Source organism: Fontibacillus forbon, from assembly GCF_046559655.1.
Classification (GTDB): Bacteria; Bacillota; Bacilli; order Paenibacillales; family Paenibacillaceae; genus Fontibacillus.
In genome coordinates this window covers 705,007-720,725 of record NZ_JBKGFV010000003.1, presented here as the reverse complement: position 1 = coordinate 720,725, position 15,719 = coordinate 705,007, and the positions used below count along the sequence as shown (strand labels likewise).

The following is a 15,719-nucleotide window of genomic DNA, read 5'->3' as shown; positions in this document are numbered from 1 at the left end:
TCCTCCACTATACTTGCTCGGCACTGCCGACCGTCGCTTTGGGATCGACTTCGAAACGGTCCTTGTATTCCACGCGTCCAATTTCGCACCCCGGCCCGATCCGGACGGAACTGCCCCGCACGATTTCCGCTTTCGTCTCCTCCAGCACAATGTGATCTCCTTCGATTACTTCCGCAGTCAAGCCGACCGCCAAAGAAGAGGAGAACAGAGCCAACAGATTTCTTGTGCTCGGTTTTCTGCGAACCTGGATGACTTCCCCGCCGATTTCTTTGGCTTTACAAGCTGCGGACATGTAGATATCCAAAGTTCCCGCATTCAGCATGCCGCCGATTTGGAAACCGCCATGGACTTTAAACGTCTCGAATTCCGCGTTGCCTCCCACTTTCAGGCCGCCATCCACCTTCAAGCCCTCACCGGAGACATTCCCGCCCAGCGTCACCATGCCATTGAAATCCACTTCCTCCACCCGCAGATCTCCACCGGTTTTCAACATGCCGTCCACCCGAATCAGTTCTCCGCTGATGCTTCCCTCCGCCGATCCATTTCCATTCATCCGGATTTTCCCTGCTTGGATCGATCCTTTCAATTTCAAAGTCCCGTTCGAGGTCAGTGAATTGCATACAATGTCCCCGTTCAGCGTGGCGATCCCGTCCGTGCTGATCTTCCCATAGGTACCGCCGGCAGCCTTTCCCAATCCGTTGATTCTTAAGTCCTTAGCCTCTTGCTCCTTCACTTAGCCTTCACTCCCGCCCATGATTAGTTTCAATTCTTCCGTACACTGCGCCATAGACAATCGGGTCACCGTCCGGACCTCGCTATCCATATAAACCTCCCCGTTTCCCGGTACGAGCACAAAAGCGGCGACACCCATCTTTCTGGTCAGCCTTATGCCGCATTCCCTCCCCGTTTGCTCCGGAAAATAGGCCTCCAGCGTCCGAACGAGCAAACGGCCTTCTTCCAGCGAAATATCGCCGCTTCGCAGCATCTTGTCTAGGACGTAGATGATCAGTATTTTTTCAAAACTGAATTCAGGTTGATCCGTAGCCCCGGCGGACTCAATGTACAAATTTAACGAGGTTGTTGTAACAATGTTTCGTTCCAAAATTTCTCCCACGCTTAAGCTCATTTCCCCCAGGCTCGGAGAAAACACATCCGCCAGCGCATCCAGCGACAAATCATCTTTCATGTTCAAAATACGGTCGATTCGTTGCAATATTTTCTCGCGAGGAAAGAAGGTTTCTTGCCCCGTGAAGGATGATTTACGGATAAACCATTGCTCGGGGATGAGGTTTTTCCGCTTCCAACGGTATAACTGTCCGTAAGAAATCCCCGTCATATCCAGCAATTCTTTTTTTGAGATCAAATCCTCGTTCATTTTGATCTGCTCCTTTCTTGCATTCCCAATGTAACATAACATTGTTACACAGTAAATATTCACTGAATCCAAACCTGCTTTTTGCGAAAAAAAAAGGGCCGGCCGCGTACCTCTGAAAGATACGCGACCGGCACGGCCATAGCTTCATCCTATAGTATGCAACGCCTTACAACTTAAAGTGATCGATCTTTCCATGCATTTCTGCGGCCATGCGGGCCAGTCCATCCGATGCGGAGGAGATTTCCTCCATGGAAGCAAGCTGCTCCTGCGTCGCCGCGGTTACGCTCTGGAAGGAATCCAGACTATGCGAAGAGGTTTTGGCGATTTGCGCCACCGAATCGGCGATTTCATCCGCACTCGCCGACATCTGCTCGGTGATGGCCGATACCTCGTGTATCTGTTCCGCAATCTTTTTCGTGGAGCTTTCGATTTCGCGGAAAGCACTCTGTGCCTCTTCCGTAACGGAGATACCGCGTTCCACGCTCGCGGTGACATCCCGGTTCATGACCTCATACACTTTTCCCGTCATCTCGACCATCCGGGCAATGCTCTGCTGAATGCCCTCCGCCGTAGTTCGGGATTGCTCGGCCAGTTTACGGACTTCCCCGGCGACGACCGAGAACCCTCGGCCTTCCTCGCCTGCCCGGGCCGCTTCGATCGCCGCGTTCAGCGCCAAAAGATTGGTCTGTACCGCAATGTCCGAGATCGCGCTGCTCATGCCCGAGACCTGGGCGCTGAGATCATTCATTTGATGCATCAGTTCCGCGGATTCCTGCGTGGAGCGGCGAATCTCCTCCATTTGCCGGCCGACGAGCACAACCTTCTCGCTACCGAAGCGCACATCCTGTTCCGTCTGTTGCGAAGATTCCACAATCGTTCCGGACGCCTCAGCGATTTTGCGGATGCCCGTCGACATCTCTTCCATCGTCTTGGCGCTTTCCGCGGATACGGACGCCTGAATTTCGGCGCCTGCCGAGGTCTCCTGCACCAAGCCGACCACATGCTCGACCGTTCGGGCGTTCTGCTCGGTTCCGGCCGTCAGTTCTTCGCTCGAAGCGGCAAGCTGACTGGAAATTTCGGAGATGTCTTGAACCATAGTCCGAATAGAACCCACCATCTCATTGTAATTTTGGGCCAACTGACCGATTTCATCCCGGCGGGTAGTGATTACCTCTTCGTTTAAATATCCCTCGCCCACCCGCTTAGCGGATTTGTTCAGCCCTTCGATCGGACGCGTCACGCTGCGGATAACCAGGAACAATACAATACCCGCGACAATCAGGGAAACGCATAATACGATTAAAGCCGTCCAAAAAATAGGCATCGAGGCTTTGGTGAACTCATTCGTTTGCAGCACGCCGACGATTTTGAATCCGGTCAAATCGTTCGTCGTAAAATATCCGCTCTGCGGCTGGCCGGTGTCCGGGTTATCGTAATTCAAAAATCCCGATTCCTCACCCTGGATCTTGACCAGATGGTCTCCAACCGCCTCCGCTCCGACCGCCTGCACCGGGTGGGAAGTGAAATGGTTGGTCCGGTCCAGCAAGTAAATGTAACCTTTGGCACCGAGGCTGATCTTTTTAACCATTTCGTTTAGATTGGCCAAATCCAGGGATACCGTGATCGCCCCTTGGCCGTCGGGCAGCGCCCGGCTGATGAACAAATTGTAGTTGCCCGTCGTAGCCGATTTGAACGGATCCAGAATGACCGTCTGGTCGGGCTTGGCTAACGCTGCCTTGTACCAGTCCCTTTCTCTTGGATCGTAATCCTGATTGCCGGGATCGGGCGCCTTCATCCAGGCGCCGTTTTGATTCCCAACCGTTATAATTTCCAGTTCGGGATGCTTCTCGACAAACAGTTCAAGCAGCTTCCTGAGTTCCGGGGATTTGGCATCGATTTGCTTCGTTTCAATTTCCATAACGAGTTGTTCGACATTTCGGACTTCCGCTTCTACGATATGATTCAGCGAGTCGTTCAGCAGATTAACGCTCGAACGCGTACTGTCATTCATTTTGGCGCGAAGCTGACCGCTGGCGCTGGTCAGGCTGGAAAACGCGATGACGACATTCGGAATGATCAGCATGACGGCAAACAGAAGCATCAAGCGGTTGCGAAGCGTCCTGATTTCCAACACCCCTCTTAGTCGGGCAAAAAAAGTTTTCATGAATCTATCTCCCCTTTGCAAATGTGCTATGTATGTTTTGTGTCTGATCTAAGGTGGAACGAACATCAAAATTTTAATCATTTCAAGGAATGATCTATCTTTTATTTCGACATAATGCGACGATATTTTTATAATTTTCTGAAAGTTATATGAAATAGTTATAAATTTTCAGAATATTTTTCCAATCCAAGAAACTTTTCGGACAAAAAAGCCTTTCGTCACTAAACGAAAGGCTTTTCCAAGGACTGGCAGGCGGTCCGGCGAGTTATTTACTTTTTTCCGTATATTCCTGTACCCATTCCGCTAAGGTTACGAGTTTGGCTTCCGCTCTGGAGATCGCGGCGGCCACTTGGCCGGAAGCCGTCCCCCCGTAAACATTACGGGCGTTGACCACCGTTTCCGGCTGAAGCACGTTATAGATGCTCTCATCGAACAGCGGAGAGAATTGCTTGAATTCATCCAGCGTGAGATCCAGAAGGAACTTGTCGTTTTGGATGCAGTACAGCACCGTTTTGCCGATCACTTCATGCGCCTGGCGGAAAGGCAGTCCTTTGTTCGCCAGGAAGTCGGCGATGTCGGTCGCATTGGAGAAGTCTTTGTTCACCGCTTCGCGCATGCGCCCGCTGTTCACCTTCATCGTGGCGATCATCGGCGCAAACAGCTGCAGCGCTCCCTGAAGCGTCTCCACCGTGTCGAACATGCCTTCCTTGTCTTCCTGCATATCTTTGTTATAGGCCAGCGGAAGCGACTTCAGCACGGTAAGGAGTCCCATCAAGTTGCCGTACACGCGGCCGGTTTTGCCGCGGACCAGTTCCGGCACGTCCGGGTTTTTCTTCTGCGGCATAATGCTGCTGCCCGTGCAAAAAGCATCGTCGAGTTCGACAAACCGGAACTCGGTGCTGCTCCACAGGACCAGCTCTTCGCTGAGACGCGACAGATGCATCATCAGAATCGAGGCGTCGGCCAGAAACTCGATGATGAAATCGCGATCGCTCACCGCGTCCAGACTGTTTTCGTAAACTCCGTCAAAATGAAGCTGCTCCGCCACGAAATGGCGGTCGATCGGAAACGTGGTTCCCGCCAGCGCCCCCGCACCGAGCGGAAGCACATTGATGCGTTTGTAACTATCCTGAAGGCGTTCGATATCGCGCTGGAACATCGAGACGTAAGCCATCAAGTGATGGGCAAACAAGATCGGCTGCGCCCGCTGCAGATGCGTATAGCCGGGAACGATCGTCTCCTGGTTGTCTTTGGCCTGTCCGATCAGCGCTTCCTGGAGATCCTGAAGCAGGCCCACGAACTCCACGACCCGCTTGCGCAAATACAGGTGCATATCCGTCGCCACCTGGTCGTTCCGGCTGCGTCCGGTATGAAGCTTCCCGCCTACGGGACCGACTTCATCGATCAGCTGCTTCTCGATATTCATGTGAATATCCTCGTCCGAAACAGAATACTCAAGCTCGCCCCGCTTGATTTTGTTCAGCACGGTATGCAGCCCGTCCTTGATTTTCTCGACATCCTCTTCCGGGAGGATGCCGCATTTGCCCAGCATCGTCACATGCGCAAGGCTACCCTGCACATCCTCCTCCGCCAGTGCCTTGTCAAACCCGATCGATGCGGTATACTGCTCCACCAACCGGTTTGTCTGTTTCGTAAAACGTCCGCCCCACAGCTTGCTCACCTGATCCACTCCTTATCTGAATCAAACCGCAGGCCGTTTCCCGGCGGCAGGGCATTACCCCTACGGACGGGAAACGGCCGACGGTCCGTTATCCTTATGTCTATCCATTTATCGTTATACCGCTCATTAGCAGCTTAGTTATTGCTTTGTTGTACACCCGAGCCCACTTTCAGGCGTAGCGCATTCAGGCGGATAAAGCCCGTAGCGTCTCCCTGATCGTAAGCTTGCGTCGGATCGGCTTCCATCGTCGCGATATCCGGGTTGTACAAGCTAACCGGGCTCTTCACGCCCGCTGCGATGATATTGCCCTTATACAGTTTCACGCGAACTGTACCCGTTACGTTATTCTGACTCTCGGTCACGAGCGCCTGCAAGGCGAGACGTTCCGGCGCGAACCAGAACCCGTTATACACCAGCGTACTGTAACGGGTAATCAGGCTGTCGCGAAGGTTCATCACTTCGCGGTCCATCGTCAGCGATTCCATCTTCCGGTGAGCCGTAAACAGAATGCTTCCGCCCGGCGTCTCATAGACGCCCCGGCTCTTCATGCCGACGAAGCGGTTCTCGACCATGTCGACGCGGCCGATCCCATGCTTGCCGCCCAGTTCGTTCAACTTCTCCATCACGCGCAGCGGGTCCAACTGCTCGCCGTTCAGCGCCACGCAATTTCCTTGTTCAAAGGTCAGCTCCAAATATTCCGGCTGATCCGGAGCATCCTCCGGCGAAGCGCTAAGGAGGAACATGCCTTTGTTTTCCGGTGCGGAAGCGTCGAACCAAGGGTCTTCCAGCACGCCGCTCTCATAGCTGATATGGAGCAGGTTGCGGTCCATGGAGTACGGTTTCGCCGCCGAGGCGGTAACCGGAATGCCGTTTGCTTCCGCGTAAGCGATCATTTCGGCGCGACCCGGGAAGCGGTCGCGGAACTCGCTCAGACGCCAAGGCGCGATCACGGAGATTTCCGGCGCGAGCGCAGCCGCCGCCAACTCGAAGCGCACTTGGTCGTTGCCTTTGCCTGTGGCGCCATGGGCAATCGCCGTCGCGCCTTCGGCACGGGCGATGTCAACCATGCGCTTCGCGATCAATGGACGGGCGATACTGGTGCCGAGCAAATACTGCCCTTCGTACAGAGCGCCCGACTGAAACATCGGGTAAATGAAATCCTTGGCGAATTCCTCGCGCAGATCGTCGATATACACCTTGGAAGCGCCGGTCGCAAGCGCCTTTTCCTCCAGCCCGTCCAATTCCTCCTTCTGGCCGATATCCGCCGTAAAGGCGATAATTTCGGCGTCATAAGTCTCTTTAAGCCACTTCAGAATGACCGACGTATCCAGACCGCCCGAATACGCCAGTACGATTTTTTCCTTTGCCATGATTGTGAATCCTCCTAAAAATGGGGTTTGAGCCGCACCCGGCTCCCGTTAATTTCCTATCAAAGCCGCCATTAGCGCTTTCTGCGCATGCAGCCGGTTTTCCGCCTGATCAAAAATAATCGAATGCTTGCCATCGATGACGCCTTCGCTGACTTCCTCCCCGCGATGGGCCGGCAGGCAATGCATGAACAAGTAATCCGGGTTGGCGAGCTGCGCCAGCTCCTCATCGACTTGATAGGAAGCAAATGCGACTTCGCGCGCCTTTTGTTCCTCTTCAAAGCCCATGCTCGCCCATACGTCCGTGTAGATGACGTCGGCATCCTTCGCCGCGTCTTGCGGATCGCGGACAACTTCGATCGTTGCGCCCGTAGCCTTTGCGATTTCCTGAGCACTCGCGACCACTTGCGGATCGGGCTCATATCCCTCCGGACTCGCCACCGACACATGAACGCCGAGCTTCGCCCCGCCGATCATGAGGGAGTGCGCCATATTGTTACCGTCACCGATATAAGCCAGCTTCAATCCTTTCAAAACACCTTTATGCTCGTAGATCGTTTGAAAATCCGCCAACACCTGGCAAGGGTGAGCCAGATCGCTCAGCCCGTTGATAACCGGAACGGTGGAGTACCGGGCCAGATCAACGACCTTGTCATGCCCGAACGTACGGATCATGATTCCGTCGAGATAGCGCGACATGACGCCCGCCGTATCGGCAATCGTCTCGCCGCGGCCCAACTGGATGTCGTTCTTGCTCAGGAAAAGCGCATGCCCTCCAAGCTGGTACGTGCCGACTTCAAAGGACACGCGAGTCCGGGTGGACGATTTTTCAAAAATCAGTCCGACCGTTTTTCCTTTGAGCGGCTGGTATACTTCTCCGTTTTTTTGCTTCGCTTTGATTTCGATCGCCAAATCGATCAAATATTCAATCTCTTCCGAAGTGTAGTCGTCCATCTCCAGAAAGTCACGTCCGCTGAGGTTGAAGCTTGTATGTTTGTTTTGCTCGGTCAGGCTCATAGATTATTATCCTCCTTCACGGTGTGCGCTGCAATCAAAGCGGCGAGCGTGTCGACCGCCTGATCGATTTCTTCGCGGGAAACCTTGAGATTCGGCAGGAGCCGAATCACGTTCGGCCCGGCGGTCACGAACAGCAATTTATTCTTTTGCCCGGCCGTCACCAGTTCCCCGACCGGCCCCTCGCATTCGATGCCGATCAGCAGGCCAAGGCCGCGAATTTCCTGAACGAAGGAATAATCCGCAAGTTTCTTCCGCAGTTGCTCCTTCAAGTAACTGCCCGTCTCCGCGGCCAGCTCCGGAATTTGTTCTTCTTTCATCGTCTCGATCGTCGCAATGACCGCGGAAGCCGAAACCGGATTGCCGCCGAACGTCGAAGCGTGCGTACCCGGCGTAAACGCCTCGCGCAGGTAATCCTTCGCAAGCATCGCTCCCGCAGGCAGACCGCTGGCAATCCCTTTGGCCGCAGTGAAAATATCAGGCTCAATGCCGTACTGCTGATGAGCGAACCAGGAGCCGGTACGGGCCATGCCGGTTTGCACTTCATCTATGATCAGCAGCAGCCCTTCCTTTTTGCAAAGTGCGGAAAGTTCTTGCACAAATCCCCGATCCACCGGATGCACGCCGCCTTCGGCCTGAACCATCTCCAGCATCACCGCCGCCGTATTCGGCCCGATGGCCGCCTTCAAGGCTTCCATATCATGTAGCGGTACGGTTACGAATCCGGCAGGCAGCGGAAGAAAGCCGTCCTTGACCTTCTGCTGACCGGTCGCAGTTAACGTAGCCAGTGTGCGTCCGTGAAAAGACTGTTCGAAGGTGATCACTTCGTACCGGTCCGTTCCCTTCACCTTCTGATGATAACGGCGAGCCAGCTTGATGGCCGCCTCGTTCGCTTCCGCCCCGCTGTTGCAGAAAAACACGGCGTCCGCGCAGCTGATCTCGGTCAGCAAACGGGCAGCCTTTTCCTGCTGGGGAATTTGAAACAGGTTCGAAACATGCCAAAGCTCATCCAATTGGGCTTTGACCTTCTCTTTCACTTTTTCGGGAGCGTGCCCCAGGCTGGTTACGGCAAGACCGCTCATAAAGTCGAGATACCGGTTACCCTGATCGTCCCAAACCCAGCTTCCATGGCCTTTGACCAGGCTAAGCGGATAGCGGGAGTATGTTGAGAACAGAGCGCTTTGCCCGGCTGTGTTCCCTGTCGCCGAAGCCGTAGCTCCAGCAGTCCCTGCCCCAGCCGATGCTCCGTTGCGGGTATCCGTTCCCTCATTGACTGCCCCGGCAGTCGCTTTTTTATCCTGGATATCGCTTTGTGCCATCTCTATCACTCCTATCGATTACTGGAAATATCCAATGTGACCAAAATAAACTCCATTTTCCGGCTTTCAGGATGGAAATATCCAGTCCATCACGATGAGACGTTTCTTGTACGCTGTCGACTATGCAATTCGCACCTTGTTCAATCCCCTGGTAAGTTACTGAACCGACCCGTTGGACTTTTTCCAATAAAGCCGACACGCGTAGACCTGTCGAAGAGCTCTCATTGGAGATATTCCAGCCTATTGTTTCTTCATTCAGGGGAAAAAGGCCAAATGTATTAATTTCGCTGGATATAATCCAATGAAGGGGGAGTAAACCAAACTAATCTTGACTTCTGGTTGGAAATCTTCCAATCAAGGAGGTATCCCGTTCCGTCAAAATGCGAGCAAGCCATCAAGATTCAAACCATACCTACGTGCAGCAATCTTCTTTTACTATAACGCATTAAAGGAAGTACGGGCTACTGCATGCGTACGATTTTTGTTCCGATTTCTTCTCCGGCCAGCACCTTGCCCAATACGCCCGGCTCGCTGCCGTCCACAATGACTACCTCGTTGACTTTGCCGTTAATGCACGCAACCGCCGCACGCACCTTCGGGATCATCCCGCCGTAGATTTCGCCGGTCAGGATCATATCTTCGATTTGCTGCACGGTCACGGTGCGGAGCACTTTTTTCTCCCCGTTCACCGACTTTAAAATGCCAGGCACATCCGTAACCACGATCATCTGCTGTACGCCCAGCACCGAAGCCACTGCTCCGGCCGCCGTGTCTGCGTTGATATTGTAACGTTGTCCGCCCGCACCGATCCCGACCGGTGCGATGACCGGCATGAAGCCGAGCTTCACCACGCCCTCGATCAGAGACGCATTAACGCCGGTTACCTCGCCCACAAGCCCTACTTCTGCGGAATTTACCACCGGTTTGGCCTGAATCAGATTGCCGTCTACTCCCGACAACCCGACCGCTTTGCCGCCCGACTGCCCGATCCGGCGTACGATCTTCTTGTTGATGCTGCCTGCGAGCACCATTTCAACCACGTCCAGCACCTCTTCCGATGTATAGCGCAGACCGTTAACAAAATGAGTTTCGATCCCCAATTTGCCCAGATTATCGGATATGGCCGGGCCGCCGCCATGTACGATCACGGGTTGAGTTCCGTTCTCCTGCAAGTCAGCCAAATCCTTATAAAAAGAATCCGGCAATTGTTCCAATGTGCTTCCTCCGCATTTCATCACAAACGTCCGCTTGGCACCGAAGCCCAAACCCGCGGCGGATAATTGACCGCCTTCCAATACGATTCTCATTGTAACGCTCCTCTCTCCTATCGAATGGTGTACTTAACGCCATGAATAATTATTGCCTAAAAATATATCAAGTGCGGTACGCCGCGTTAATTCTTACGTAATCGTAGGTTAAATCACAGCCCCAGGCCGTCGCGCTTCCCTTGCCGTTATGCAGGTCGACATGGATGGCTACCGTGTCGCCCTGCAGGTAGACGAGGGCTTCTTCCTCGTCGAAAGGAATCGGCCGGGACCCGGACAGGACTACGATATCGCCAAGGCGGATATCGACGGTTTCCGGGTTCACCTGCTCTCCGGCGCGTCCGACCGCCGCGATGATGCGGCCCCAGTTGGCGTCGGCCCCGAATACGGCCGACTTCACCAGGCTGGAGCCGATCACCGTCTTGGCGATCGCGCGGGCCGATTCATCGGTGACGGCGCCTACCACCGTCACCTCAACCAGGCGCGTGGCGCCTTCGCCGTCGCGGGCGATCGCTTGCGCGAGCGTCTCGCACACGTGCCGGAACGCGGCCGCGAAGGCCTCCCAGTCGGGATGGCCCGGCGCCAGCGGCCGGTTCTCCGCGAGGCCGCTGGCCATCGCGACCAGCATGTCGTTCGTGCTCGTATCGCCGTCGACCGTGATCATGTTAAAGGTCACGTCGGTCGTGGCGCCGAGCAATTGCTGCAGAGCCTGCGGCTCGACGGCTGCATCCGTCGTCATAAAAGCGAGCATCGTCGCCATGTTCGGATGAATCATGCCGGAACCCTTGGCGGCACCGGCGATCAATACTTCGCGGCCGTCCACCGCGAGCCGGACGCAGATCTCTTTCTTTACGAGGTCGGTCGTCAGTATCGCCTGGCAGAACTGCTCCGCCCCGTCACCGCCTTCCGACAGCACCGCCGGCAGTCCGGCAATCCCGCCGGCAACGCGGTCCATCGGCAACAGTTCGCCGATGACGCCGGTGGAGGCGACGGCAACTTCGTGCTCACCGAGCCCGAAGGCTTCCGCCGCCGCGGCCCGCATGGCGTAAGCATCGGCTTCGCCCTGCTGCCCGGTGCAGGCGTTGGCGTTGCCGCTGTTCACGACGACGGCCCGCAGCTTCCGTCCGCTCGACGCGATGCTTTCTCGCGTCACTTTAAGCGGAGCTGCCTGAAACACGTTCGTCGTATAAACGGCCGCCGCCACGGCAGGCACCTCGCACACGATCGCGCCGAGATCGTTGCGATTCGTTTTTTTCAAACCGCAATGCAGTCCCCCTGCTTGAAATCCCTTCGGTGAAGTAATGGAGCCCTCCGGCGCCACGCTAAACAAACTAACTACTCCCATGACCTTCTCCTTTCATTTCGACAAGCAAGTCTCTTAATCTCAAAAACTCATGAATTCTCCGCAGCGATTTATGGATAGACAGGACTTAGTCTAAGCCCGGTCATTTCGTCCCAGCCCATCATCAGATTCAAATTTTGGATCGCCTGCCCGGCGGCTCCTTTGACAACATTGTCGATGACGGAAATAATCGTCAGTCTCCCTGTCCGGCTGTCAACGGCAAAACCGATATCGCAATAGTTCGATCCGAATACTTCTTTCGTAGCCGGCCATTTTCCGGCTTCGCGGATGCGAACGAACGGCCTTCCCTCATAGTATTGCCGATATAATTCCACCAAGTCCTCTTCCGTATGGATTCCGTTTAATCCGGCATACATTGTGCTCATGATTCCCCGCGTCATCGGCGTGAGATGCGTCGTAAATGTGACGGTCACTGGCTCCCCGGCAATTTGCGTAAGGGACTGTTCGACTTCAGGGATATGCTGATGCTTGTTGACTTTATATACTTTCAAGTTTTCATTTATTTCCCCGTAATGGGTCATCAGGCTTGTGCCCCGCCCTGCCCCGGAAACGCCCGATTTGGCGTCGATAATAATCGTTCTTGGATCGATCCATCCTGCGCTCAGCGCCGGAATCAGACCCAGAAGCGTTGCGGTCGGATAACAGCCGGGATTCGAAATGAAGTCCGCACCCTTTACGGCATCTCCGTTAATTTCAGCTAACCCGTAAACCGCTTTTTCCAAAAGGCCCGCATCCGGAGCCTCATGCTTATACCAAGCTTCGTAAACCGATCCGTCCTTGAGCCGGAAATCTCCAGAGAGGTCGATGACCTTAAGTCCAACCGCCAGTAGTTCAGGAACCAGCTTGCCGCTGATGCCGGATGGCGTAGCCGTAAATACGACGTCCGCTTTTTCCGCAATCGCCTTCGGATCGACACCTTCCAAGTTTTGCAGAACGAGCTCGCTCAGATGAGGAAATCCTTCCGTAATCGGCACGCCCGCACTGGACGACGATATGACGGAAACAATTTCCACCTCCGGATGCCCCAATAAAAAACGAATCAGCTCCACCCCTCCATATCCGGTGGAACCGATAATAGCGACTTTTATTTTTTCTCCACTCACCGACTTCCCTCTCTTTCTCCTCCCAAGGCTCTATAATTGCATTCCATACATTCCAATAGTAAGTACGTATTATTATACATTCATATTAATATATATACAACGAATAATTTTCATACGATGTCAGTCTTTTTGATTGTATGCTCCTTAAAATGATATGTGCCTACTTTTCCATTCGATCAAATGGTTAGGCTCCGTCGGAAGCCTTAAACTTTGCCGCGTACACCTTCACCGGATAGTTTATAGAAATCGGAAGGCGGATGCATCATCCGGCTTCCACGGTTTGTCCTCGTACGGTGGAGGAATTGAAGGTTTGTCTTTCAAATAGTGGACACTTTTCCGAAAAAGAGAAGTACTCTCTCCGACCACGCATCCCATATATACAGCTCACTTTTTGACACTTCGATCTATATATTGATATTTCCGTTTTATGAGCAACAACTTCTTTATGTCCACTTTTAGGTGGACATTTTGTGGGGTATTGTCTTTTTGGAAAGCACAAAAAGACCGTTCCCACAGTCACTCCAAAATGACTAGCGCGAACAGCCTTCTACAAATTACTTTATGCTGTTGGTGCTGTTGGTGCTGTTGGTGCTGTTGGTGCTGTTGGTGCTGTTGGTGCTGTTGGTGCTGTTGGTGCTGTTGGTGCTGTTGGTGCTGTTGGTGCTGTTGGTGCTGTTGGTGCTGTTGGTGCTGTTAATGTAGTTAATGAGTTGATGCCACCGAACCGTGAACAATTCTACCCGTCGGATAAGCTTGTAGTTATTAGATTGTGTCAAAAACACCTCAATCAGGTCCGTTTAAATCCTTCGCCCAATACTTCATGAGCGTTCGTTATAATGACAAACGCCGACGGTTCCAGCGTCTGCACGAGCGTTTTGAGCCGGGTTACTTCGCTTTGTCCTACGACGACCATCAGGACGGTGCGATTGTCTCCCGTATAGCCGCCCTGTGCATTCAGCTTGGTCAGCCCCCGGTCGAGCTCGGACAGCACTCCCTTGGAAATCGCCTCGGTATTGTCCGCGATGATGTACGCAACCTTCGTATAGTTAAAGCCGAGCTCAATCGAATCGATGATTTTGCCGGTTATATAGAGACCGATCAACGCGTACAACGCTTTTTCAGGAGAAAGGATGAAGCCGGCGAGGGCAATGACCATGCCGTCCATAAGAACAACGCAAACGGAAAGGCTGAGGCCGCTATACTTCTGGATGATCTGGGCCAAGGTGGAAAGGCCGCCCGTAGAACCCCTGCCCCGGAAAACGATACCCAGCCCCAGGCCGACGCCGATCCCGCCGTACAAGGAAGCAAGCAGCGGATCCGTGGTCGGTACGGGAAAATCTTTGCTAAGAAAAACAAATAACGGAAGAACGACCGTTCCGAGCAGGGAACGGATTGCATAATCCCGCCCGAGCAGCAAAAATCCTGCTACAAACAGCGGGATGTTCAAAGCCCACTGGGTGTAAGCCGGCTCTATTCCGAACAGGGACTGCGCGATGACGGAAAGGCCGGACACGCCGCCGGAGGCGATATGGTTTGGCACTAAAAACAAGTTAAAAGCCAGCGCTGTAATGAAGGACCCCACGATAATCATCAGCGTGTCCATTGTATGCCGGGCTGGACCGGTTATTGGAATATATTCGTTTAATCTGCGTTTGCGGGTTTTCGGCGGCACCGCTGCCCCTCCTCACTGATTCAAAAAAATTCCTACACCCTGTCGGGCGAGCCCGGCACGGGAAGGGGCGAACCGCCCCCTAGGGAAGCGAGCGCCCCTTCCTATCCGGACTTCCGCGGTGTAGGAATCGGTTCTATCCTGTTGAAGCCAGCATGCAAATCACCGCATGCCGACATTACTGCGTTATTGCACTTCGCTCCGGATCTGGCTGCGCAAGTATCCGTCGATGAATGCATCGAGATCGCCGTCCATAACGGCGCCGACGTTGCCCGTCTCCACCGAAGTACGATGGTCCTTGACCATGCTGTACGGATGGAAGACGTAGGAACGGATCTGGCTGCCCCAGGCGATATCGGATTGCTCGCCGCGAATTTCATCGAGCTCCTTCCGTTGCTCTTCGAGCTTTCGCTCGTACAGCTTGGAACGGAGCATCGTCATCGCGCGTTCGCGGTTCTTGATCTGCGAGCGTTCATTCTGGCACGTCACCACGACGCCCGTCGGCAAGTGCGTAATCCGCACGGCCGAGTCCGTCGTATTGATGTGCTGCCCGCCCGCCCCGCTGGCCCGGTACGTGTCGATCTTGAGATCCTCCGTGCGGATCTCGACCTCCACGTCATCCGTGATTTCCGGCACGACGTCGCAGGAGACGAAGGAAGTATGCCGGCGGCCGGATGAGTCGAACGGCGAGATGCGGACGAGGCGATGAACGCCTTTTTCCGCCTTGAGATAACCGTAAGCGTTGTACCCTTTGATTAGCAGAGTCACGCTCTTGATGCCCGCTTCGTCGCCCGGCAAATAGTCGAGCGTCTCGACTTTGAAACCGCGCTTCTCTGCCCAGCGGGTGTACATCCGCAACAGCATTTGGCCCCAGTCCTGCGACTCGGTACCGCCAGCGCCCGGATGCAGCTCCAGGATGGCGTTCATCTTGTCGTACGGCTGGTTCAGCAGCAATTGCAGCTCGAAATCCTCAAGCTTTTTCACCAGCGAAGTTACCGACGTCCCGATTTCCGCCGCCAACGATTCGTCGCCCTCTTCTTCGGCCAGCTCTGCCATCATTTCGGCATCGTCATATTCCTGCTGCAAGACGTTATACTGATCCACCGAAGATTTAACGGCATTAAGCTCTGCGATTAAGCTTTGCGCCTTGTCGTTGTCATCCCAAAAATCGGGTGCCGCCATCTTTTCCTCGTAGTTTGCAATCATTTCCTGCTTAAGGTCTAAGTCAAAGAGACCCCCTAAGGTTGGATAATTTTTTGGCTATTTCGCGCATGTCCTGTTTAACGCTCGGATCGATCATGCTGTAATACCACCTTTCTAAAATAAATAGTATGCACATAGAAACGGGGATGCCATCCGACCCGGACGGCTCCCCGCTTTTTATCAGAGCTGAACGAAA

At 54.0% G+C, this 15,719-nt stretch carries 13 protein-coding genes; 1 reads left to right on the top strand and 12 read right to left on the bottom strand.

All coding sequences use genetic code 11. The features are described 5' to 3' along the window. Nucleotides 1-7: 7 nt before the first annotated feature. The 10 genes from ACLB09_RS15310 to argC all read right to left on the bottom strand — a co-directional run bounded on the left by ACLB09_RS15310 (nucleotide 8) and on the right by argC (nucleotide 12,651). Nucleotides 8-733 carry a hypothetical protein gene (locus tag ACLB09_RS15310; RefSeq protein WP_410770693.1) on the bottom strand — a complete coding sequence of 242 codons (726 nt, stop codon included), beginning with the start codon at nucleotides 731-733 and terminating at the stop codon, nucleotides 8-10. Beyond that, complete coding sequence (locus ACLB09_RS15305) at nucleotides 734-1,375, bottom strand: YhbD family protein (protein WP_410770692.1); 642 nt, start codon at nucleotides 1,373-1,375, stop codon at nucleotides 734-736. 166 nt (nucleotides 1,376-1,541) lie between these two features. After that, nucleotides 1,542-3,539, bottom strand: a complete 1,998-nt coding sequence (locus tag ACLB09_RS15300; RefSeq protein WP_410770691.1) for a methyl-accepting chemotaxis protein — start codon at nucleotides 3,537-3,539, stop codon at nucleotides 1,542-1,544. Nucleotides 3,540-3,804: 265 nt separating this feature from the next. After that, complete coding sequence (gene argH, locus ACLB09_RS15295) at nucleotides 3,805-5,220, bottom strand: argininosuccinate lyase (protein ID WP_410770690.1); 1,416 nt, start codon at nucleotides 5,218-5,220, stop codon at nucleotides 3,805-3,807. A gap of 134 nt (nucleotides 5,221-5,354) precedes the next feature. Continuing rightward, nucleotides 5,355-6,590: an argininosuccinate synthase gene (locus tag ACLB09_RS15290; RefSeq protein ID WP_410770689.1), complete on the bottom strand. Its 1,236-nt coding sequence runs from the start codon at nucleotides 6,588-6,590 to the stop codon at nucleotides 5,355-5,357. A 48-nt stretch (nucleotides 6,591-6,638) separates the two neighbouring features. Next, nucleotides 6,639-7,604, bottom strand: coding sequence for an ornithine carbamoyltransferase (argF, locus tag ACLB09_RS15285; RefSeq protein ID WP_410770688.1), 966 nt, complete (start codon nucleotides 7,602-7,604; stop codon nucleotides 6,639-6,641). Continuing rightward, nucleotides 7,601-8,920 carry an acetylornithine transaminase gene (locus ACLB09_RS15280; protein WP_410770687.1) on the bottom strand — a complete coding sequence of 440 codons (1,320 nt, stop codon included), beginning with the start codon at nucleotides 8,918-8,920 and terminating at the stop codon, nucleotides 7,601-7,603. Before ACLB09_RS15280 ends, argF begins: the two co-directional genes overlap by 4 nt. A gap of 461 nt (nucleotides 8,921-9,381) precedes the next feature. Continuing rightward, on the bottom strand, nucleotides 9,382-10,227 hold the full coding sequence (gene argB / locus ACLB09_RS15275; protein WP_410770686.1) for an acetylglutamate kinase: 846 nt from the start codon (nucleotides 10,225-10,227) through the stop codon (nucleotides 9,382-9,384). A gap of 67 nt (nucleotides 10,228-10,294) precedes the next feature. After that, a complete protein-coding gene (argJ, locus tag ACLB09_RS15270; protein WP_410770685.1) occupies nucleotides 10,295-11,530 on the bottom strand; it encodes a bifunctional glutamate N-acetyltransferase/amino-acid acetyltransferase ArgJ in 1,236 nt (411 codons plus the stop codon). Nucleotides 11,531-11,598: 68 nt separating this feature from the next. Beyond that, on the bottom strand, nucleotides 11,599-12,651 hold the full coding sequence (gene argC / locus ACLB09_RS15265; protein WP_410770684.1) for an N-acetyl-gamma-glutamyl-phosphate reductase: 1,053 nt from the start codon (nucleotides 12,649-12,651) through the stop codon (nucleotides 11,599-11,601). Between the two features lie 561 nt (nucleotides 12,652-13,212). On the opposite strand from argC, the gene ACLB09_RS15260 reads away from it, so the two are divergent. Beyond that, the gene (locus ACLB09_RS15260) at nucleotides 13,213-13,353 is read left to right on the top strand and encodes a hypothetical protein (RefSeq protein ID WP_410770683.1); all 141 of its coding nucleotides are present in this window, start codon (nucleotides 13,213-13,215) and stop codon (nucleotides 13,351-13,353) included. A gap of 85 nt (nucleotides 13,354-13,438) precedes the next feature. Here the strand turns inward: ACLB09_RS15260 and ACLB09_RS15255 are convergent, their stop codons facing one another. Together ACLB09_RS15255 and prfB are read right to left on the bottom strand one after the other, a co-directional pair. Next, on the bottom strand, nucleotides 13,439-14,323 hold the full coding sequence (locus tag ACLB09_RS15255) for a YitT family protein (RefSeq protein WP_410770682.1): 885 nt from the start codon (nucleotides 14,321-14,323) through the stop codon (nucleotides 13,439-13,441). Between the two features lie 183 nt (nucleotides 14,324-14,506). Next, a protein-coding gene (gene prfB / locus ACLB09_RS15250) for a peptide chain release factor 2 (RefSeq protein WP_410770681.1) occupies nucleotides 14,507-15,620 on the bottom strand; the annotation gives its coding sequence in 2 pieces (ribosomal slippage) (nucleotides 14,507-15,547 and nucleotides 15,549-15,620; 1,113 coding nt in all). Between the last annotated feature and the right edge of the window lie 99 nt (nucleotides 15,621-15,719).

Coding starts and splice junctions, on each gene's coding strand:
- ACLB09_RS15280 (WP_410770687.1), bottom strand. CDS start 8,920: ATGGCACAAAGCGATATCCAGGATAAAAAAGCGACTGCCGGGGCAGTC.
- argJ (WP_410770685.1), bottom strand. CDS start 11,530: ATGGGAGTAGTTAGTTTGTTTAGCGTGGCGCCGGAGGGCTCCATTACT.
- ACLB09_RS15290 (WP_410770689.1), bottom strand. CDS start 6,590: ATGGCAAAGGAAAAAATCGTACTGGCGTATTCGGGCGGTCTGGATACG.
- ACLB09_RS15305 (WP_410770692.1), bottom strand. CDS start 1,375: ATGAACGAGGATTTGATCTCAAAAAAAGAATTGCTGGATATGACGGGG.
- argF (WP_410770688.1), bottom strand. CDS start 7,604: ATGAGCCTGACCGAGCAAAACAAACATACAAGCTTCAACCTCAGCGGA.
- ACLB09_RS15300 (WP_410770691.1), bottom strand. CDS start 3,539: ATGAAAACTTTTTTTGCCCGACTAAGAGGGGTGTTGGAAATCAGGACG.
- argB (WP_410770686.1), bottom strand. CDS start 10,227: ATGAGAATCGTATTGGAAGGCGGTCAATTATCCGCCGCGGGTTTGGGC.
- ACLB09_RS15260 (WP_410770683.1), top strand. CDS start 13,213: ATGCTGTTGGTGCTGTTGGTGCTGTTGGTGCTGTTGGTGCTGTTGGTG.